Origin of the sequence: Tenacibaculum sp. TC6 (assembly GCF_050606265.1) — a bacterium.
In the GTDB taxonomy this organism is placed as follows: Bacteria; Bacteroidota; Bacteroidia; order Flavobacteriales; family Flavobacteriaceae; genus Polaribacter.
Map to the genome: position 1 here is coordinate 60,220 of NZ_JBOCUK010000003.1, position 21,700 is coordinate 81,919.

Annotated in this window: 16 protein-coding genes; 12 read left to right on the forward strand and 4 right to left on the reverse strand. The window is 30.2% G+C overall.

Annotated elements, in window-relative coordinates:
* The first annotated feature begins 2 nt into the window (after positions 1–2).
* From ACQY1Q_RS02770 to ACQY1Q_RS02780, 3 genes are read left to right on the forward strand one after another with little or no spacing between them, the layout of a single operon-like run.
* A complete protein-coding gene (locus ACQY1Q_RS02770; protein WP_431003762.1) occupies positions 3–953 on the forward strand; it encodes an LLM class flavin-dependent oxidoreductase in 951 nt (316 codons plus the stop codon).
* Complete coding sequence (locus tag ACQY1Q_RS02775) at positions 943–4,065, forward strand: lantibiotic dehydratase (protein WP_431003763.1); 3,123 nt, start codon at positions 943–945, stop codon at positions 4,063–4,065. Before ACQY1Q_RS02770 ends, ACQY1Q_RS02775 begins: the two co-directional genes overlap by 11 nt.
* Before the next feature lie 6 nt (positions 4,066–4,071).
* Complete coding sequence (locus ACQY1Q_RS02780) at positions 4,072–6,246, forward strand: peptidase domain-containing ABC transporter (protein ID WP_431003764.1); 2,175 nt, start codon at positions 4,072–4,074, stop codon at positions 6,244–6,246.
* Between the two features lie 542 nt (positions 6,247–6,788).
* Here ACQY1Q_RS02780 and ACQY1Q_RS02785 read toward each other — a convergent pair.
* Positions 6,789–7,145, reverse strand: coding sequence for a hypothetical protein (locus ACQY1Q_RS02785; protein WP_431003765.1), 357 nt, complete (start codon positions 7,143–7,145; stop codon positions 6,789–6,791).
* 4 nt (positions 7,146–7,149) lie between these two features.
* Positions 7,150–11,484 carry a DNA polymerase III subunit alpha gene (gene dnaE, locus ACQY1Q_RS02790; RefSeq protein WP_431003766.1) on the reverse strand — a complete coding sequence of 1,445 codons (4,335 nt, stop codon included), beginning with the start codon at positions 11,482–11,484 and terminating at the stop codon, positions 7,150–7,152.
* Between the two features lie 295 nt (positions 11,485–11,779).
* Here dnaE and ACQY1Q_RS02795 point away from each other — a divergent pair, with 295 nt between their 5' ends.
* The 4 genes from ACQY1Q_RS02795 (at position 11,780) to ACQY1Q_RS02810 (ending at position 13,933) form a co-directional block, all read left to right on the forward strand.
* Positions 11,780–11,971: a cold-shock protein gene (locus ACQY1Q_RS02795; protein ID WP_408028972.1), complete on the forward strand. Its 192-nt coding sequence runs from the start codon at positions 11,780–11,782 to the stop codon at positions 11,969–11,971.
* A gap of 154 nt (positions 11,972–12,125) precedes the next feature.
* Positions 12,126–12,626 (forward strand): 30S ribosomal protein S16, encoded by a 501-nt coding sequence (locus tag ACQY1Q_RS02800; RefSeq protein WP_431003767.1) that lies wholly within the window; start codon positions 12,126–12,128, stop codon positions 12,624–12,626.
* A 17-nt stretch (positions 12,627–12,643) separates the two neighbouring features.
* Positions 12,644–13,171 (forward strand): ribosome maturation factor RimM, encoded by a 528-nt coding sequence (gene rimM, locus ACQY1Q_RS02805; protein WP_431003829.1) that lies wholly within the window; start codon positions 12,644–12,646, stop codon positions 13,169–13,171.
* Between the two features lie 171 nt (positions 13,172–13,342).
* Positions 13,343–13,933 (forward strand): PhnA domain-containing protein, encoded by a 591-nt coding sequence (locus ACQY1Q_RS02810; protein ID WP_431003768.1) that lies wholly within the window; start codon positions 13,343–13,345, stop codon positions 13,931–13,933.
* A 45-nt stretch (positions 13,934–13,978) separates the two neighbouring features.
* On the opposite strand, the gene ACQY1Q_RS02815 is transcribed toward ACQY1Q_RS02810, so the two are convergent.
* Positions 13,979–15,028, reverse strand: a complete 1,050-nt coding sequence (locus ACQY1Q_RS02815; protein WP_431003769.1) for a nucleoid-associated protein — start codon at positions 15,026–15,028, stop codon at positions 13,979–13,981.
* Between the two features lie 58 nt (positions 15,029–15,086).
* On the opposite strand from ACQY1Q_RS02815, the gene ACQY1Q_RS02820 reads away from it, so the two are divergent.
* Positions 15,087–15,614 carry a hypothetical protein gene (locus ACQY1Q_RS02820; RefSeq protein WP_431003770.1) on the forward strand — a complete coding sequence of 176 codons (528 nt, stop codon included), beginning with the start codon at positions 15,087–15,089 and terminating at the stop codon, positions 15,612–15,614.
* A gap of 48 nt (positions 15,615–15,662) precedes the next feature.
* On the opposite strand, the gene ACQY1Q_RS02825 is transcribed toward ACQY1Q_RS02820, so the two are convergent.
* The gene (locus ACQY1Q_RS02825; RefSeq protein ID WP_431003771.1) at positions 15,663–16,262 is read right to left on the reverse strand and encodes a ribonuclease HII; all 600 of its coding nucleotides are present in this window, start codon (positions 16,260–16,262) and stop codon (positions 15,663–15,665) included.
* A 70-nt stretch (positions 16,263–16,332) separates the two neighbouring features.
* On the opposite strand from ACQY1Q_RS02825, the gene ACQY1Q_RS02830 reads away from it, so the two are divergent.
* The 4 genes from ACQY1Q_RS02830 to ACQY1Q_RS02845 all read left to right on the forward strand — a co-directional run bounded on the left by ACQY1Q_RS02830 (position 16,333) and on the right by ACQY1Q_RS02845 (position 21,662).
* Positions 16,333–18,297, forward strand: coding sequence for a putative porin (locus tag ACQY1Q_RS02830; protein ID WP_431003772.1), 1,965 nt, complete (start codon positions 16,333–16,335; stop codon positions 18,295–18,297).
* A 3-nt stretch (positions 18,298–18,300) separates the two neighbouring features.
* Positions 18,301–18,540, forward strand: coding sequence for a hypothetical protein (locus tag ACQY1Q_RS02835; RefSeq protein WP_431003773.1), 240 nt, complete (start codon positions 18,301–18,303; stop codon positions 18,538–18,540).
* 399 nt (positions 18,541–18,939) lie between these two features.
* Complete coding sequence (locus tag ACQY1Q_RS02840) at positions 18,940–19,461, forward strand: UpxY family transcription antiterminator (protein WP_431003774.1); 522 nt, start codon at positions 18,940–18,942, stop codon at positions 19,459–19,461.
* Between the two features lie 77 nt (positions 19,462–19,538).
* Entirely contained in the window at positions 19,539–21,662 is a 2,124-nt protein-coding gene (locus ACQY1Q_RS02845; protein ID WP_431003775.1) for an AMP-binding protein, read from the forward strand.
* Positions 21,663–21,700 lie beyond the last annotated feature (38 nt).

A 21,700-nucleotide genomic window follows, 5' to 3' on the forward strand; every position in this document is an offset into this window, starting at 1 on the left:
TTATGAATGATATATCATTAGGTCTTTTAGAATTTGGAGATAGAGGAGATAAAAACTCATTAAGTGCCGTAAATGAAATAATTGAGTATGCTACAGTAGCAGACAAATTAAATTACACAAGGTTTTGGTTAGGAGAACACCATGGTCCAGACCCAAGAATTCCATATACGAATCCGGATATTTTACTTACAATTATTGCAGGTATGACCGAAAATATAAGGGTTGGTTCAGCTGGAACTTTAATAAAAATGTATGAACCATATTCAGTTATAACTAACTTTAAATTATTAAATAATCTCTTTTCAGGACGAATAGATTTGGGATTGGCCAAAGGTAATCCCGGAATAAAATATTTAAAAGAAAAAATAGACTTTAATAAAGAAGGATTTTATAATCAAAAAATTCATGAAATAGCTGAATTAATAAATAATGAGCAATATAATTTTGAAGAAAAGGAGGTAATAATCCCTCCTTATAAAGGAGATTTACCAGAACTTTGGTATTTATCTAGTTCATACAATAACTTCGATGATATAATTAAATATAAATTTAACGTTTCAAGATCTTTGTTTCATGGTCAAGGAACGACTGATACTGGGTTGGAAAAAGAAAAAATGATAAAACATAAGGAAGTATTTTTTAGCAAAAATGGATTTTACCCTAAGATTAATATAGCTGTTGGTATATCAATTGGAAAAACGATTAAAGAAGCTAAAGAAAAATTTGAACTAGCCTGTAAAAAAGAAGGTGTTTCATTATCTCAAGCATGGAAAATTATTCCAGTTACTGTAAACTCTCTTTTTGATTTATTAAATGAATATAAAATCTCTTATGGAATTGATGAATTTATTCTTTTTGATATTGGTGCAAACAACGAAGAAAAAATTGATAATATTTTTCAAATAGCTGAAAAATTTAAATTAACACAACTTAAAGAAGTATATGGGGGATAATAAAATATTCAATTTTGACAAAGTTATTTTAAGAGAGCCCACGTTACCTTTCAGCAACTTTTTTAAAATTCCTAAGAAAGAAAAAGACATAGTATCTTTTGTAAAAGAACTCTTTAACGATTCACTTTTCAAAGAAGGAATTTTTTTAGCATCTCCCGAATTATACCATGAATGGGAAAAATTCTATAACGGTCATAATAATAAAGAAGAAAAAATAGTAAGAAGTATTTTAAAATATTACATTAGAGTAACTTCTAATCCGGTTCCTTTTGGATTGTTTTCTACATATTCAATTTTACAACCAAACTCAGACAATAATAATACGAATATTTCTTATAGTAGGTTTTCTAGTTTAGATATGACTTTCTTGATGAAACTTATTCATACTATGAATAAAAGACAAGAGATAAAATCAAAGCTTAAATATTTTCCAAATAATACTTGTTACGCATTAGGAGATGAAATAAGATATATTGAAGTGATAGAAAATAATAGTGATATAAATTTCAAGCTATCAACTGTTAACAAAGATGAAGTTTTGAGTTTTGTTTTGAAGGAAACTGATAAAGGCTTGTCACTAAAAGAACTTCATAATGTTTTATTAGATAACCTTGAGGGGGTTGAAAAAGAGGAAATAGACGAGTACATTGAGGAATTAATAAGGTCGCAAATAATAACAAGTTCATTAGATATCTGTTTAAATCATGAATCGCCTTTAAAGCAGTTAATTCTTTTTTTTGAAGAGAACTTTATGAAAGAGCCTAATGAATATATAAACACAGTATTTAATTTATTAAATGAGTTAGATAAAGGTTTAATGTACTTAGATAATGCCCCTAAGTATAATGATATATCTAAATACAAAAAAATAATAAGCGTTGCCCAAAAATCTGAACTAGAATTTAATCCTAAATATTTAATAAATACAAACTTAAAAAAAAATGTAGAAAAGAAAGCTCCCTTTTTATTTCAAAAAGATTTAAAAAAAATTAATAAAGCTATCCAAATATTATCGCTATTTACACCTAAAACTTTTTTGAATAAGTACGTTCCAAATAGAAACTTAAAGAAGTTCATTGAAGCTTATATGAAACGATACGAGGCCAGACAAATGCCTTTGTTGTCAGTTTTAGATAATGTAACTGGTATTGGCTATATTCAAGACGAAAATGATTTTAACTCTTTTTCTAATGTTATTGATGATATAGATTTTAATGAAATAGAAAACCCCAATAACGAACAGCAATTTTCCAGTAATAAAGATATTGATGGTTTTTGGTTTGATGCAATTCTCAAGGCACATAGAAATCATGCTACTGAAATAGATTTAAAATTAGAGAACCTAGATGATCTGCGTGAAAAGAAAAATACTAAAGATTTTTCAGGAACATTTTCAGTTTTATACAGTAAAGTAAAAGATACTATTTCTATAATGTCTGTAGGTAGTACAACGGCTTTGCATTATATTGGTCGTTTTACGTCAAGTGATGATGAAATAAAAAAATTTGCTAATGAAATTACTGAAGCTGAAAAAAGAATATTTTCAGACAAATTACTGGCAGAAATAATTCACTTACCAGCTTATAGAGCAGGAAATATCTCCATTAGAAATGTTGATAGAGATTGTGAAATTCCAATTTTATCAAAATCTAGTAGTACAACAAAAACCGTTCTGTTAAAAGATATATTGATAAGTATAGATGACGGGAATATTAAATTAAAAGATAAAAATCAAAGAGAAATTATTCCTTTCTTATCTTGTGCTCAAAATTATCATAGGGATACCCTTCCTGTTTATCATTTTTTATGTGATTTGCAATCTCAATATAGAAGTAATATATTAGACTTACATTTAAATAATCTTTTCTATCAATATTTTAGCTATATCCCAAGAATTAAATACGGAGACGATATTATTTTATTTTTAGCAAGATGGAGTATTAGGTATTCTGAATTTAATGATTTCAAGAAAAAAAGTAGTGAAGTAGATTCAAATTACATTTTTAAAGAGTTTTTACAGAAGTTAAAAATTCCAAATCTAATTACCTTATTAGAAAACAATAGAGAGCCAATAGTATTGGATATAGAAAATCCTTACATGGTAAATTGGTTGCTTGAAGAATTAGAAAAAAAGAAAAAAATAATAATTACTGAATTTATCTCTGACTATAAAACAAATTCATTTTGCAATGAATATTTAATGTCTTTTTATTGCAAACCCGAACCAAGTGATACAAAGATTAATATAAAATATGATGATATCAAAAGAAGTTTTTCCCCTTGTGATGAATGGGTGTATTTTAAAATATTCACAGGGATTAACATAGCAAATAAGATTTTGATAAGTAAAGTCGATAGAATTATTGAAGAACTAAAGAATAATGGAATAATAGATAAATGGTTTTTTATAAGATATAAAGACCCTGACTTTCATTTAAGAATAAGATTGCACTTAAAAAATGATAAAGAAAAAGGAAAAGTTATAAATATGTTTAATAATTATTTCAAGGATCTTATTTCAAATGATTTAGTTTGGAAATTAGATATTTCTACATATGAAAGAGAAGTCGAGAGATATTATGGGAAATTTATAGAAGAAACTGAGACAGTTTTTAGCGAAGACAGTACAATGGTTCTTAAATTACTAAAATCTTTGAAAAAAGACAATAGAGAAGATGATTTATGGTTATACTGTCTTAAAAGTATAGATGCTTATTTTGAGCTGTTTAATTTTTCTCTTGAAGAAAAATACTTGATGTTAGACGCTATGTATAAAAATATATCTATTGAGTTTAACTCTAATAAAACTATTAGGGCTCAAATCGATAAGAAATTCAGAAAAGAATACAATCGTATTTGTGAAATAATACTAAAAGAAGATTTATATTCTAGTTTAATTGATAAGCGAAATATTGCATTGAAAAATACAATATATTCTAGATTAATAAAGGAACCTGATTTTATTATAAAAGATTTGATTAGTAATTACATACATATGACAGTTAATAGGTTTATAACAGCTAATTCAGGTATGCATGAGTTAGTTTTTTACGGCCTTCTTGAAAAGTATTACAAGAAAGAAAAAGGATTAAAAAAATATAAATCATTTTAGAACTATATGAAGTTTATTCCTCAGCATGATCAAATGGATTGTGGACCTGCTTGTCTTAGTATGATATCAAATAATTATGGTAAAAATTATCCTTTGAAATATATCAGAGATATCACTTATATGACGAATGATGGTATTAGTTTATTAGGGTTAAATGACGCTGCAGAAAAAATAGGTTTTGAGACTTTTCCAGCTAAATTAACATTGGATGAGCTAAAAAAAAACTTTAATGAACCATCAATTATACATTGGAAACAGGGACATTTTGTAATACTTAATAAAATTAAAAAAAACAAGTATAAAATAATTGATCCAGGCTATGGAATTGTTTCAATTAATGAGGAAGATTTTAAAAAAAATTGGTGTTCTAAAGAAGAAGAAGGAATTGCTTTATTTCTAAGTCCAACGGAAAAATTTTATAAATTAATACCCCCTAAGGCAAAAAAAAAATCAGTTTTTTTGGAGATATTTAAATATCTAAAACCATATAAGAAAGAAGTTTTTCAGCTTTTTTTAGGGTTATTGTTTGGTAGTTTAATAACACTTGTTTTTCCTTTTTTAACTCAAAAAGTTATAGATGAAGGAATAGAAAATAAAAAAATAGATGTTGTATTTCTTTTACTTTTAGCTCAGGTTTTTTTATTTTTAGGTACCACAATTATTGAAGTTATTAGAAATTGGGTAACTCTTTATTTAGGAACTAGAGTTAACATTTCAATTTTATCTGACTTTTTGAATAAAATATTAAAACTCCCAATTAAGTTTTTTGATACAAAAGTCATTGGAGATTTCCAACAAAGAATTCAAGATCATGAAAGAATTGAAAACTTTTTAACTTCACAAAGCTTAATTACACTCTTCTCTTTTATTAGTTTTTCAATATTTTTTCTAGTTCTATTACATTATGATGTTGAGATTGTTATTAGTTATACTATTCTAACTCTTATATCAATTATGTGGTCAGTTATTTTTCTGAAAAAAAGAAAAATATTAGATTATTATCTATTTCAGAAAAAAGGAGAAAATCAAGAGTCTATTTATGAGTTAATAAATGGTATTCAGGAAATTAAACTTAATAACTTTGACGATTATAAAAAAGAAGAATGGGGTGAAATACAACTGAAACTATTTAAAATAAATCAAAGAGTTTTAAAACTTGATCAGTATCAATTAACTGGATTTCAGTTTATTAATCAGTTTAAAAATATATTTGTCACCTACATTGCTGCTAAAGAGGTAATCAATGATAATATTACATTGGGAGGGTTATTGGCTATTTCTTATATAATTGGGCAAATGAATTCTCCTATAAGTCAAATGATTAACTTTTTTAGATCATTACAAGATGCCAAATTAAGTTTTGAACGACTTATGGAAATTGAAAATTTGGAAAATGAAGAAAAAGAAAATCAAATAAAACTTATTAAGGGACAAAATATTAGTAAAGGAATTATTATAAATAATTTAAGTTACCAATATGAAGGGCCAAAATCTCCTTTTGTATTAAAAAAATTAAGCTTACAAATACCCAAAGGAAAAATAACAGCAGTAGTCGGATCTAGTGGAAGTGGAAAAACTACTTTAATGAAATTATTGTTAAAATTTTATGCTCCAACGGAGGGTGATATTTTTGTAGATGATAATAACCTATCTGAAATTTCACCTAAAAACTGGAGAGATAAATGTGGAGTGGTCATGCAAGATGGGTATATTTTTTCAGACTCTATTAAACAAAATATAGTTACCGGAGATAAGAACGTTGATGAAGAAAAGTTAAATTACGCCATAAAAGTGGCAAATATCGAAAACTTTATAAACTCATTGCCTATGAAGTTAAATACAAAAATTGGAGCCTCTGGTAATGGTATTTCTGGTGGTGAGCGACAAAGAATATTAATAGCAAGGGCAATTTATAATAATCCTGATTTTGTTTTCTTTGATGAGGCTACAAGTGCTTTAGATGCAGAAAATGAGAATATTATTCATAATAACTTACAAACCTTTTTTAAGAATAGAACTGTTGTTATAATTGCACATAGGCTAAGTACAGTTAAAAATGCAGACCAAATATTAGTTTTAAATAAAGGGGAAATAGTTGAACAAGGAACTCACTCCGAGCTAATAAATTATAAAGGAAGTTATTATAAATTGATCAAAAATCAGTTAGAATTAGGTGAATAATGGACTTACAAGAGAAATTAAATAAAAGTCAATTTTTATTGGTGAAATATGGATTATTAATAATATTGCTTGTGTTAGCTTTAATTATTTTAATGTTGTTTAAATTTAAAATTAATAATCAACCAATTATCTTAATGCTTATTGAATACTATATAGGATAATGTCAATTTTTATTCAAAAAAATAAATGAAAAGCTGTCAACAAATTAGTTAACCTATATACATGGCATATAATCATTGGAGATAACAAGGCTTTACATCTGTGATAATAATCAAACTCAAAAAAGTTAGCAAAAAACCTTAAGCGCTGCCGCTCAAGAGAATAAAGTTAGTTTATTACGTTCAGCGTCACCGCTCAAGAGAATAAAGTTAGTTCATTGCGTTCAGCGCCACCGCTCAAGAGAATAAAGTTAGTTCATTACGTTCAGCGCCACCGCTCAAGAGAATGAAGTTAGTTCATTGCATTCAGCGCCGCCGCTGAAGCGTATACTATAATTATACAGCGTTTAGCTGAATTGCTGTAGGAAAGCTGGTGGCAAAGATTTATTTTGAAAACTGATTTTTAAACCACACTTTTTTCCAGACTCTTTTTAAAATTAAAAAAGTAATATGTTCAGTATAACTGTCCATATCAGAAGAAGTGGCAGTAAGAACTTCTTTTTCAGAAACATCAATACGATATAAAAGATTTGTATACATATCAAAATGATGAGTGAAGAGATCTTTAATCGTATTTTGAAGTTGTTCTTTTAAAATTAAAGGAGTAGAATTTTCAGCAAAAACTACATCAATTCCGGTTAAACTAACATCTTTATTAAGCTGAATTATTAGCTGCTGATATAACTTGTTATTCGTTGCATCAGTTAATAAATCTAAACTATTTTGATAGCCGGGAAGCATTTTGTTAATTCAGTTTGTAATTAATAAATTGTTCGTCTAATGCTTTTAAAAACGCATTTGAAATTTTAACCTTAGTAGTTCTGCTAGGAAGATTTAATTCTATTTTTTCTTCTGCATCCCAAATGGTAAAATGTAAGTTTTGTGAACCCTTATTAATAACAAATAAATGCTGTAAATCTTTAATAGTTTCTTCTTTAATATCTTGTAAAGGCATGGTAATGGTAATTTTTTTACACATTTTATCCATAATATCATGAAGTAAATTAAACTCGGTAAAAGAAACTCTTGGATCACCTTTTACTCCTTCTTTATTTGTCCACCCCGGTTTAACCATCGTTTTTACAAAAACGAAGGAATTAGGAACCAAAAAGTGCTTGAATTTTAAATACTCTTCACCAAAAATTCTAAACTCAAAACTATCATTATAATCTTCAATGGTAAAGGCAGCCCAACCTTTTCCCATTTTTGATACCCTGTGCTGAACATCGGTTACAATTCCGGCAAAGCTTAAACCCATTCCTTCATACTTCGCTAAATCTTTAAAATAGGTTAGTGAAGCATTACAAAACTTTAATTCATTTTTAAAATCATCTAAAGGATGCGCAGAAATGTACATTCCAATTACTTCTTTTTCTTTAGCTAACAATTCCATAGTTCCCCAGGTATCACATAACGGAATGGTTGGTTCAGGCAAGTCTACGGCGGAAGCTTCACCAAATAATGAAACCTGAGATGAGTTTTTATTTTCTTGGTATTTATTACCAAAACGAAGTGCTTTTTCTAAAAATGTTTGGTTTTTTTCATCTTCAGCAAAATACTGAGCTCTGTGCGTGTGTGTAAAAGAGTCAAAACCGCCGGCTAAAATCAATCCTTCAAAAGCCTTTTTGTTAGCAACACGTAAATCAACACGTTTAGCCATATCAAAAATAGAAGAAAAGTTACCATTTTCTTTACGCTCATCAATAATTGCTTTTACAGCTGTTCCGCCCACACCTTTAATAGCAGCCATTCCAAAACGAACGGCGCCTTCTTTGTTAACAGAAAATTTAGAGAACGATTCGTTAATATCCGGACCTAGTACTTCTAATCCCATACGTTTACATTCTTCCATAAAGAAAGATACTTGTTTAATATCATTCATGTTGTTTGAAAGAACAGCCGCCATATATTCTGCCGGATAATGCGCTTTTAAGTAAGCCGTTTGATAGGCTACCCATGCATAACAAGTAGAGTGCGATTTATTAAAAGCATAAGAAGCAAATGCCTCCCAATCTTTCCATATCTTTTCTAATTTCTTTTCATCATGCCCGTTTGCAGCTGCCTGTTGAACAAATTTAGGCTTCATTTTTTCAAGTACCGCAATCTGTTTTTTACCCATGGCTTTACGTAATACATCGGCTTCACCCTTAGTAAAGTCAGCTAACTTTTGCGAAAGTAGCATAACTTGCTCCTGATATACGGTAATACCATAGGTTTCTGCTAAGTATTCTTCCATTGCGGGCAAATCATATTCAATAGGCTCATCTCCGTGTTTTCTTCTAATAAAAGACGGAATGTATTCTAAAGGTCCCGGACGGTATAAAGCGTTCATGGCAATTAAATCAGCAAACACAGTAGGCTTTAATTCACGCATGTATTTTTGCATTCCGGGAGATTCGTACTGGAATATCCCTACAGTTTCACCTCGTTGGAAAAGCTCGTATGTTTTTAGATCGTCAATAGGGAAATTTTCCGGATCTAATTCAACCCCATGACGGGCTTTTACAATTTTTACCGTGTCTTTAATAAGGGTTAATGTTTTTAACCCTAAGAAATCCATTTTTAATAATCCGGCACTTTCCACTACAGAGTTGTCAAACTGTGTAACGTACATATCGGAATCTTTAGCTACTGATACCGGTACAAAGTTGGTAATATCATCAGGAGTAATAATAACACCACAGGCATGAATTCCGGTGTTTCTTACAGAACCTTCTAAAACAGCCGCTTGATTAATGGTTTCGGCATCCAAACCGCTTCCTTGCGCTATAGAGCGAAGTTCTTCAACACTTTCTTTTTCTTCTGAACGTAATCCGGCAACTTTACCTTTACTTTTTTCATCTTCACCAAAGATGTTTTGTAGTTTGATTCCGGGAATTAATTTGGCAATTCTATCGGCTTCAAATAAAGGTAAATCCAATACACGGGCAGTATCACGTATAGAAGATTTAGCAGCCATGGTACCATAGGTAATAATTTGAGCTACCTGATTGGCACCATATTTATTAATAACATAATCCATAACCCTACTTCTTCCTTCATCGTCAAAATCGATATCAATATCGGGCATCGATACACGTTCAGGATTTAAGAAACGCTCAAAAAGCAGGTCATACTTGATAGGATCTATATTCGTAATTGTTAAACAGTAAGCCACGGCAGAACCTGCTGCAGAACCACGTCCCGGTCCTACAGAAACGCCCATTTCTCTGGCTGCTTTAATGAAATCCTGAACAATTAAGAAATAACCGGGATATCCGGTATTGGCAATTACTTCTAACTCAAAATCTAAACGTTCTCGAATATCATCAGTAATTTCTTCATAACGAATTGCAGCTCCTTCATAAGTTAAGGCACGTAAATAATTATTCTCTCCTCGTTTTCCTCCGTCTTCTTTATCAGCTTCGTCTTGGTATTCTTCCGGAATATCAAAAGCAGGTAATAATACATCTCTGGCTAAAGAATACGGTTCAACTTTATCAACAATTTCTTGAATATTAATAATTGCTTCAGGAATATCTGCAAATAACTTTTTCATCTCTTCAGATGATTTAAAGTAATATTCATCGTTGGGTAATCCGTATCTATACCCTCTACCTCTTCCTATTGGAGTTGCTTGTTTTTCTCCATCTTTTACACATAATAAAATGTCATGTGCGTTGGCATCTTCTTTATCTAAGTAATAAGTATTGTTGGTGGCAATAATTTTGACGTCGTGTTTTTTAGAAAACTCTAGCAAGGTGTTATTTACAACGGTTTCATCTTCTTGTCCGTGACGCATTAATTCGATGTATAAATCTTCGCCAAATTGTTCTTTCCACCATACTAAGGCTTCTTCAGCTTGATGTTCACCTACATTTAATATTTTACTGGGAACTTCTCCGTATAAGTTTCCGGTTAAAACAATGATATCTTCTTTATACTGTTGAATAATTTCTTTGTCAATTCTCGGAACGTAGTAAAATCCATTTACATAGGCAATAGAAGCCATTTTGGCTAAATTATGATAACCATTTTTGTTTTTGGCTAACATTACCACCTGGTAGCCGTTGTCTTTTTTAGATTTATCGGCATGATTATCACAAACAAAAAACTCACAACCTACAATAGGTTTTATAGGAGTTTCTGCAGATTTATTATAATCTAACACTTCTCTTACAAAGTGAAAGGCAGCCATCATGTTTCCTGTATCGGTAAGTGCTACGGCAGACATGTTGTTTTTTGCAGCTGCTTTTACAATACTACTAATTTGTATGGTAGATTGAAGTACAGAAAACTGTGTGTGGTTGTGTAAGTGTGCAAATTGTACATTTTGTAAAGTAGCAAGACCTTCAGAAGTGGTGTGAGTTGATAAACTTTCAGCTTCGGAAGCTTTTCGTTTACGAATTTTTTCGCTTTCCTCTTTAAGATTTAAATGATTCAATCCAATTACCTTAATAGGCATTGGATTTTTTTCTGAGTAGTTATCAAAATAATCTTCTGTAACGTCAAGTTCCTCTTTGGTAAATTGACGTGATCGGATTAGTTCCAAAAAACATCGGGTAGTAGCTTCAACGTCGGCAGTTGCATTGTGCGCTTCATCAAACCCGGTTCCAAATAAAAAACTATGTAATTCTGTTAGTGTAGGTAACTTATATTTACCACCTCTACCTCCGGGAATTTTACATAATTCTGCAGTATGCTCGGTACAGGTATCTAAAACCGGAAGTTCTGTTAGGTTATTTTCAACACCTAATCGATAGAACTCACAGCCCATGATATTAACATCAAAGCCTACGTTTTGTCCTACAACAAACTTAGTTTTTTTTAAAGCTTCATTAAATAAATGTAACCCTTCCTGTAAAGGAATTCCCTGTTCTTCTGCTAAGTCGGTAGAAATTCCATGAATACGCTCTGCATCAAAAGGTATATTAAAACCATCGGGTTGAATAAGAAAATCATTGTGCTCAATTAAGTTACCCATTTCATCATGTAACTGCCAAGCAATTTGAATAGCTCTTGGCCAGTTATCAGTATCTGTAATTGGAGCATTCCAACTTTTAGGTAATCCAGTTGTTTCAGTATCAAAAATTAAGTACATCGATGTTTGTTTTCTTATGGGAACTTTACAAAAAGTCAGCGTGTAAAAATACGAAGAAATTATGTTGTTGAGAACTTAAGTTATTAACCAAAAAAGAACATGTGTTAATGAAAGAAAATGTAATTTGTTAAATAATAAAAGTGTAGGAATAGACTGTTGAGTAATATGGTTTTACGAAAAAAAATTAAAATATAAAACTAAAGTGTTGAGTATGAGTTGCAAATAAAATTAAAAAAAAGTTGTTGATACTCAATTAATAAGCGTACATTGCCGCTTTAATTTTAATACATTTATAATGAAAGAAGGAACGGTAAAGTTCTTTAATGAATCTAAAGGTTTTGGATTCATCATTGAGTCAGGATCAAACAAGGAACATTTTGTACACGTATCAGGACTAATCGATGAAGTTCGAGAAGGAGATACTGTGGAGTTTGAACTAAAGGAAGGAAAAAAAGGATTAAACGCTGTTAGTGTTAGAGTAATTTAATAGATATACACTTTTAATTTTTTTAAGCACTTGGTACTCAGGTGCTTTTTTAGTTTAAAAAACTAACGTATTAGAGTGTCATATTGAAAATATTTTATAAATTTGCGCACTCAAAATTAATAATCAAGGTACGTGTACCTTAAAAATTAAAATTATGCCTGTAAAAATTAGATTACAAAGACACGGTAAGAAAGGTAAACCGTTTTATTGGGTAGTAGCTGCTGACTCAAGAGCTAAGAGAGATGGACGTTTCTTAGAAAAATTAGGAGTTTACAATCCAAACACAAACCCTGCAACTATTGAATTAGATGTTGATGTTGCTGTAAAATGGTTACAAAACGGTGCGCAACCAACTGACACAGCTAGAGCAATTTTATCTTATAAAGGAGCTTTATTGAAAAACCATTTAGCTGGTGGAGTAAGAAAAGGAGCGTTAACTGAAGAGCAAGCTGAAGCTAAATTCAACGCTTGGTTAGATTCTAAAGATGGTAAAATTGCCGGAAAAACTGAAGGTTTAGCAAAAGCTCAAGAAGAAGCTAAAGCAAAAGCTTTAGAAGCAGAAAAAGCAGCTAATGAAGCGCGTATAGCAGCTAAAGCACCTGTTACTGACAGTGAAGATGCTGTAGTTGAGAACGGAGCAGATAGTGAAGAATAAAAACGTGTAGGACGATGATGCAAAAGGAAGATTGCTTTTATCTTGGCAAAATCGTAAAAAAACATAGTTTTAAGGGTGAAGTGGTTATTAAGTTAGACACGGATGAACCCGATCTTTATGGAAATTTGGAATCAGTTTTTGTCGATTTAGGCAATAATCTGGTTCCTTTTTTTATTGAAAAATCATCTTTAAGCCGAGGTACCATGTTACGTTTGAAGTTTGAAGGTGTTGATTCTGAAGAAGACGCAGAAGCTATATTGCGTTCTGATATTTACTTACCACTTAATTTATTACCGGAATTAACCGGAGATAAATTTTACTTTCATGAGGTTATAGGGTTTAAAATTGTTGATGCCACTTTTGGTGAAGTAGGACAATTAAAAGAAATAAACGATACCTCTGCTCAACCTTTGTTTGTCGTAGATCGAGATGGAAAGGATGTTTTTATTCCAATGATAGACGATTTTATTAAAAAGGTAGATAAAAAGAATAAAACTATTGAAGTAACTACGCCGGAAGGTTTGATAAGCTTGTATATAGACTAATAAAAGTTTGAAAGAAACACACGTCTGTTGTTTCTTATTTTCATTATAATTCTTAATCATACTCATTAAAAGAACTCGCTTTGTAATTTGCTTTAACAAAGAGTAATCTTGTGTATTAAAGTAGGTCAATTCAATTAAATATGTAATTTTGCTCATCAAAAAATTTCAATAATGAGTTTATTACAAGAATTACAAAATAGAAGCGGAAATCAATGTGAATTATGTGCAGCAAAGGATACATTAAAAATTTATGAAGTTCCTCCCATTTCAACCGGAGGTGTTGATGGTAGTTTATTGGCTTGTAATACCTGTGTTGAGCAAATAGAAAACCCTGAAATTACTGACACAAACCATTGGCGTTGCTTAAATGATAGTATGTGGAGTGAATTCAGAGCCGTGAAAGTTGTTGCCTGGAGAATGTTACACAGAGTGAAAAAGGACGGATGGTCTCAAGACTTATTAGATATGATGTATTTAGATGATGAGGAATTACGTTTTGCTGAAGCAACCGGAGATCATTTAGATGAGAGTGAAAAAGTAATTCACCGCGATGTAAACGGTGCTATTTTACAAGCTGGAGATAATGTAGTGTTGATTAAAGATTTGAAAGTAAAAGGATCTAGTATGGTAGCTAAACAAGGAACGGCTGTACGTAGAATTTCGTTAGATCCGGAAAATGCTAAATACATAGAAGGAAAGGTTGACGGTACCCAAATAGTAATTGTTACTGATTATGTGAAGAAAATGGCTGAAAAAGAGTAGTCATCAATAACAAGAAATAAAAAAAGCGACTTTAAGTCGCTTTTTTTATTTCTCAGTATTGTAATACACCTTATAAAATTTCATTTTTTTGTCCTCATCATAACCTCTTTCTAAATATTCAGAAGAAGCGTCCGGGGCATCTACATCAATTTTAATTTGGATATTGGTGTCAAGCTTAATTTCTGTTTTAAACTTACTTTTCTCTTTCTTTAAAACAGCATCAGACACTTCAAAATTATTTCTGATAAGTACATCATTTAATTTTTCAAAATGCTTTTTATAGTCTTCAAACATATCTTTATGTTTGTCTTCGGCAAAAACATCATCTTTAAAAGAGTGGTAGTCTACACTTTCATGTTCTTTAAAATAATCTACCGTATTGGCTAAAAAAGTACTTTGCTCTTGCTTACCAAACTCCGGTTTAATTACTTCTTCAGAAAAATCTTTACATAATTCTAAATAATTCTGAGTATGTAAATTTCTATCGTCAGCATACTTTACGTTTAAAAAGTTTCTAATCCAATATTGAGCATCGTAATTATTATTATCAACAGATAAAACTACAGTTCCTTCACTATCCGAAGAATTAAGTATTAAACAACCTTTGTCTAGTTTTTTAGTAGAAATACCTTGTTGTACAACCACATCATAACTGGTATCATCTAAATAGGTTTGAAAAAAATCAACTTTACTTTCAATTTTAAAAATACCTATGGCTTCTGTTAATACATCTTTATACTCAAGCCCATCGAAAAAAGCAACTATTACGTCACCCGTTTTAATATTTGCAGAGTTAGATTGTTCATATAAATGATTAACAATGTTTTTAGAGTGTTCAATAAACATTTCTTCATTTTCAAAAATATCAGAAGTATATTTATTAATCTCATTGAGTTTTATATCTGCATGATGGTTGAAACGATAGCTTTGTGTTACGGTACCAAAAGGTTTTAATAAAAAAGGGAGTAACAACTCGTAACTCTCTTCATCAAAACGAATTAAATTTTCAGACAAAGCGTTTTGTCCACTATTATATTTATTAGCTACTTTATGAATAATACACTTGCTAATTTCGGCACGAGTTCTTTTAATCATTTTCTAAAAAATTGAGAAGCAAAAATAACTATTTTAGTGTCTTTTAAAATAGAAGAATATGAAATTATTAGGAATAGGATCAAGAATTAATCACCCTGAATATGGTTTTGGAGTTGTAACGAATGTAGATAGCAAGCACTACTGGGTAACATTTCAAGAGTATGGTATAGAAACCATTCCGTTAAATGATGAAATTGAAATTATAGAAGCTGTAAATCAGGAAGTGGACACGGTTAGTTTTTACGAAGTTGAAAGTTCTCTTAGAAAAATACTAAAAGAATGGAGTGATATTACTGAAATTGTACCTATTGCTGATAAGTTTAAAGGAGGGAAATTAATTATTGAACCGGCAGATGCTACTTTGGCTTCTAAAGAAATACCTATTGATACTTTTTTTCATAAAATAGTTATGGTTCGTGATCGTATTAGAGTAATGGAGCAAAAAATAAATGCGAGTAAAACTCTGGAAGATCAAGATAAAGTAGAATTACAACAATATATTACCCGTATATATGGTAGTTTAACCACATTTAATGTGTTATTTAAATTAAAATCAGACCAATTTGTAGGTGTAAAAACAAAATAATTTAAAGTCCCTAGTATCAATGGTTAACTTCTTTCTGAACAATTAAAACTATAACTTTAGCTTTAATTGTTCGGGTAGTAGTTTAAAGGATTTTCTATGATATAAGGTTGCTCCAAATTCACGAATTGCATTACGATGTTCTTGAGTGGGGTATCCTTTATTTTTTTTCCAATTATATTGCGGAAACTCATGATGGATTTTTTCCATATACTCATCTCTATAGGTTTTGGCTAAAATAGAAGCCGCTGCAATACTCATAAATTTAGCATCTCCTTTTACAATGGTTTGATGTGGAATTTCTTTATAAGGTTTAAACTTATTCCCGTCAACAATAATAAATTCCGGTTGTATATTAAGTTGATCAATAGAACGATGCATTCCGGTAATAGAGGCCTGTAGTACATTTAACTCATCAACTTCATTTTGATGAATAAAACTAACGCCAAATGCTAAAGCATGCTCTTCTATATAAGGACGTACTATTTTTCTTTGTTTCTCAGAAAGCTGTTTAGAGTCGTTCAATAAATCATGATTAAAATTTGATGGTAAAATAACAGCAGCAGCTACCACCGGACCTGATAAACAACCTCTACCGGCTTCATCTGTACCAGCTTCTAAAGAATATTTACTGTAAGTAAGTTTCAACATGCTACAAATTAACAGTTTTGAAAGAAAATATTGACTTTTTTTCTCGTTTTATTATTATATTTTTGCTCTTATGAAGAAAATTTTTTTGTTGCTACTTTTCTGTTTGGTGGGTGTTCAGGTATTTTCACAGCTTCGAACAGTTGACGGAGGCTATAAAAGTCCAAATTCACAAGTTCTAGGGGATAAAAGATTGGATAGCTTAAATAATGGAGAAGTTAATGTTTTATTAAGTGGAAAAACTAAGTACACTGATTATAAAATTATTTCTCATAAAAATGATACGACCATAGTTGATACTACCTTAACAATACAAAAGTATTATAAGTTTAATTTTTTAAGAAAAGATAACTTTGAGTTATTAGCATTTCATAATCAAGGACAAACATTTAATAATCTGGGGTATGATTTTAGCAATATCTCAGCTATTCCGGATATAGGTTTTAGGGCTAAACAGTTTAATTACTTTGATGTTGAAGATGTAAAATATTATCAGGTTCCTACACCTACTACCGAAATTATGTATAGAACCGGTTTAGAACAAGGGCAGGTATTAGATGCTTTATTTACTTTGAATTTATCTAAAAGACTTAATATAGCGTTGTCTTATAGAGGGCTACGATCTTTAGGGGCATACAGAAGGTCACTTGCTAGTACCGGAAACTTTAGATTTAGTTTTCATTATGAAAGTCCTAAAGGACAATATACCATTAAAGGGCATGCCGTAAATCAAGATTTTACAAATCAGGAAAATGGAGGTTTAACCGAAACTTCTTTATTAGCATTTACATCAAATGATCCTAATTTTAGTAATGATAGAGGTAGATTAGATGTAAATTTAAATGATGCAGAAAATATTTTAGAAGGAAAGAGACTCTTTTTTGAACAAACTTTTAAATTATTATCATCAAAAGATACACTTGATAATAAAGATTTTTCTAACCTGAAAATAGGGCATTCATTTGTAAGAGATTCTAAATTTTATAAATTCAGACAAACCAATCCTTCCGATTTTTTTGATAAGGATAGAATGATTGGAGATATTTCTAACCAAACAAATTACTTGGTTTATGACAATCAATTATTTTTAGATTTTAACTCTAAATATGTTTTAGGAAAGTTTAGGGTAAAAACAGGATACATAACATATAACTACGGGTATGAAAATTTACAAAACAATCTAGTTGGTATAACTAATAATCGACTAAAAGGAAGTGCCGTGTCGTTAGGAGCTGATTGGAAAGGAAAAATTAATAACTTCCATGTAAACATTAGCGGAACATTAACTCCGGGTAGTGGCAGATTGTCAGGAAAAGATTTATATGCAGAAGCATTTTATAAAAAAGACAGCGTTTTTGAAGTCAAAGCAAAGTTGAGATTAAATATTAAAATGCCAAACTTTAACTTTTTACTGCATCAAAGTAATTATAATAAGTTTAATTGGGAAAATGATTATGCAACAGTTGGTACAAGGGTATTAGGAGGTGAAATTATTAGTAAATGGGGAAATGCCTCAGTTGATATTACCAACATAGATAATTATACTTATTTTGATGAAAACGGACTTCCTGATCAATATTCTGGTAATGTTAATTACTTAAAAGCAAAAGTGTCTAAAGAAATTTCTTTTGGAAAATTTGCCTTAGATAATACAGTTATGTATCAAAAAGTAACAAATGGTAGTAGTGTATTAAGAGTTCCGGAGTTTGTTACTAGAAATACATTGTATTATACAGATAATTGGTTTAAAGGAAATCCTTTATTAGTACAAATAGGAGCTACATTTAAATATTTTTCTCAATACAGCGCTAATGCCTACAATCCATTATTAGGAGAGTTTACACTTCAAAATAATACAAAGATTGGTTACCCAACTATAGATTTGTTTTTTAATGGTAGAGTACGAAGAACCAGAGTATATTTTAAGGCAGATAATATTAGTTCTTTCTTTTTTAAGAAAAATTATTTTTCAGCGCCAACATATCCTTATCGTGATTTTGTAATTCGTTTCGGAGTGGTTTGGAATTGGTTTATTTAATATATGAAATATATAAAACAGCATTGGCAATTATTTTTAATAGCAAGTCTAACGTTAGGTTTGGCTCCTTTTAAAGAATCTCATATCATAGGGAAAATAAAATGGATTATAGGAGGTAATGCTTTTACCGGTGAACACGCAATGAATTTGTTAGATTGGTTTGATGTATTATTACACGGAACTCCATGGGTATTATTAATTACTTCAGTAATACTAAATTTTTATAGTAAAATTTCAAAATAATATATAATTTTTAGTAGTTTAAAAAAATAAATAAATTTTTAAGACGTTTAGTTTTAAGATGTATTAAAATATATTTTAAGGATTAAGTTGTTGTATTTTAGCTGCTTATTTATTTGTTAAATGAAAGTAATAAGCAGTAGTTAACTATTAGTTAAAACAAAATAGCTCTTGTTTTTATGTTTTTTTAACATTTAAAAATTTTTTTGAAACAAAAATTTACTATACTTGTACTCGAAAAAATAATAGTTATTTAAAACCTTACTACCTACTACACATAAATAACTATTTTGGAAAAGGGAATTCATATTCCACCATTTTATTGATGAAAAATAAAGCTCATGTAAGTGGGAGAGGCGAAGCCTTATCCAAAAAAAGTAACCAATCAAAACTAACCGAACTATGAATTACACTAACGGATGGCATGTAATTTATGTCAAATCCCGTTGGGAAAAAAGGGTCTACGAATCTTTAAAAGAAATCAGTTTAGAACCTTTTTTGCCACTAACAAAGACACTAAGACAGTGGAGTGATAGGAAAAAAGTAATTTTTAAACCTTTGATACCATCTTATGTGTTTGTAAACCTAAATTCTCCTAAAGAATTTCACAAAGCTTTATCTGTTGATGGTGCTTGCTCCTTTATCCGTTTTGGAAAAGAGTATGCAAAAGTTACAGATAAAGAGATAAATAATATGAAGTTCTTGGTTGAAGATCAGAATATAATCGATTTAGAAACAAATTATCAAATACCTAAAGTAGGTGAAGTAAGAAAAATTAATTACGGGTCTTTACAAGGCCTGGAATGTGAAGTATTAAAAGTTAATAATACGAATAAAATAGTTGTTAGAATTGATTCTCTTCAACAAAATATAATAGCTACTGTGCCTGCGAATTATATAGCAGATGTAGTTGAGTTGGTGTAAAACCAATTTCTCCGTTTTCCCCTTTCCCCTGTATATTATCCACATAAAAAATAAATTAACACGTCTATTTAAGAGGTATGGAAGCTCTATATCAATATAAAACTCTAAATGAAGTTCTTTTAGAAAGAAGTAAAGAAACATCAAGAGGTATAACTTTTATTACAGGAAGTAAAGAAGAATACTTTGTTTCGTATGCTGAATTATATCAACAAGCACTAGCTTTTTTAGGAATTTTACAAAAAGAAATTAAGTTAACAGAAGGAAGTGAAGTTGTTATATATGAAGAAGATAACTATAAGTTTTTAGTTTGCTTTTGGGCTTGTTTATTAGGCGGTTATATACCGGTACCTTTGGCCATTGGAGGAAAAGAAGAACACAAACAAAAATTTTATAAAGTTTGGAAAACTCTTAAAAACCCACATCTTTTTTCATCCATTGTTGATTTAGAAAGAATGGTTGAGTTTGGTTTAGATAAAGGTTTTATTTCTGAAAAACCAGAATTAGAAAGTAGGTTTATAGATTCTTCACAGCCGCTTTCCGGAACAGAATTAGGAATTCATATAGAAGTGAATCCTGATAAATTAGCGTTTATTCAATTTTCTTCAGGTTCAACAGGAGATCCTAAAGGAGTAATGTTGACACATCAAAATTTGGTATACAATGCTTATGATTTAACCTTAAGCATGGATATAGCTCAAAATGACACTTATTTTTGTTGGATTCCACTTACCCATGATATGGGAATGATTGCTTTTCATTTAACAAGTATTGTGGCCGGATGTAATCATATAATGATGCCAACGTATTTGTTTATAAGAAGACCTATCTTATGGATGCAAAAAACATACGAACATTCAGTTACTAAATTATGTTCTCCAAACTTTGGATACCAGTACTTTTTACAAGCATTACAAAGAAATAATGATGAAATTTTAGACTGGGATTTATCTAGTGTAAAATCTATTTTTAACGGAGCAGAACCAATTTCTGCAAAAATTTGTAACGAATTCACAACTACTTTAGCTAAATATAAATTACCGGAAAATTGTATTGTGCCCTCTTACGGATTGGCAGAAGCCTCGGTAGGTGTTAGTATGGGAAATACAAAAGTTTCTGTAAAAGAATATTATCTTAATAGGGATTCTGTTTTTATAGGAAATGAAGTTGAATTTGAAAATGAGGTACAAGAAGGTAAAACATTAAGTTTTGTTGGTATTGGAAAAACGTTGGCAAGTTGCGAGCTATCAATTAATGACGAAGAAGGAAACCCGTTAAAAAAAGGTACACTCGGTTATATCGATATAAAAGGGAAAAATGTTACTCAAGGATATTATCAAAATCCTAAAGCTACGGAAGCAGTTTTTACAAAAACAGGTTGGTTACGTACCGGAGATTTAGGGTTTTTATTAGAAGATGATACCTTGGTTATAACAGGAAGGCATAAAAATATGATGATTTTACAAGGTCAAAATTATTATGCACACGATATTGAAGAAATTTTATTTGGAACGTCTGATATTACTTTAGGGAAAGTTGCCGTTTGTGGAATTCCCGGTAATGCAGATGACAGAGAAAAATTATTAGTTTTTGTTTTATTCAAAAAGAAACCGCAACATTTTGTTGATACTGTTTTAGCTATTCAGAAAAGACTATCGGATGTTATTGATATTGTGCCGGATGAGATAATTCCTATAAGAGAAGTTCCTAAAACGACTAGTGGTAAAGTACAGCATGCCTTTTTATTAAAAAAATACCAAGAAGGAGTTTTTGACGAAGTAATTTCAGAGGTTCATAATGAGGTAGTAAAAAGAACTACTGAACAATGGAAAACTCTTAAAAATAAAGAAGAGCGAATTTATTCAATTAGCCAATGGTTACAAAAACTTTGCGCTGAATTGGTCTATACAACTCCTGAAATGATTGATGTTAATAATCCTCTGAGTGATCAAGGATTCAAATCAATTCATGCAGTACAATTAAATCAAATGGTAAGTAAACGCTTAGGGGTACCTTCAATTCCTACTATTCTATATAAATATCCTACAATCAATCAGTTTTCTTTATATCTGGAAGAAAACTTATTCTCAACATCTGAGACTACTACACCAAGCTCAAACAATTCTGTTAATGATGATGAATCGCTTTTATCAGCAATAGAATCAATGAGTGAAGAAGAAGTTATTCAATTGTTAAATGATTAAATAAAAAGCAGTCATTTTTTAAGAAATAGCACAAGAAA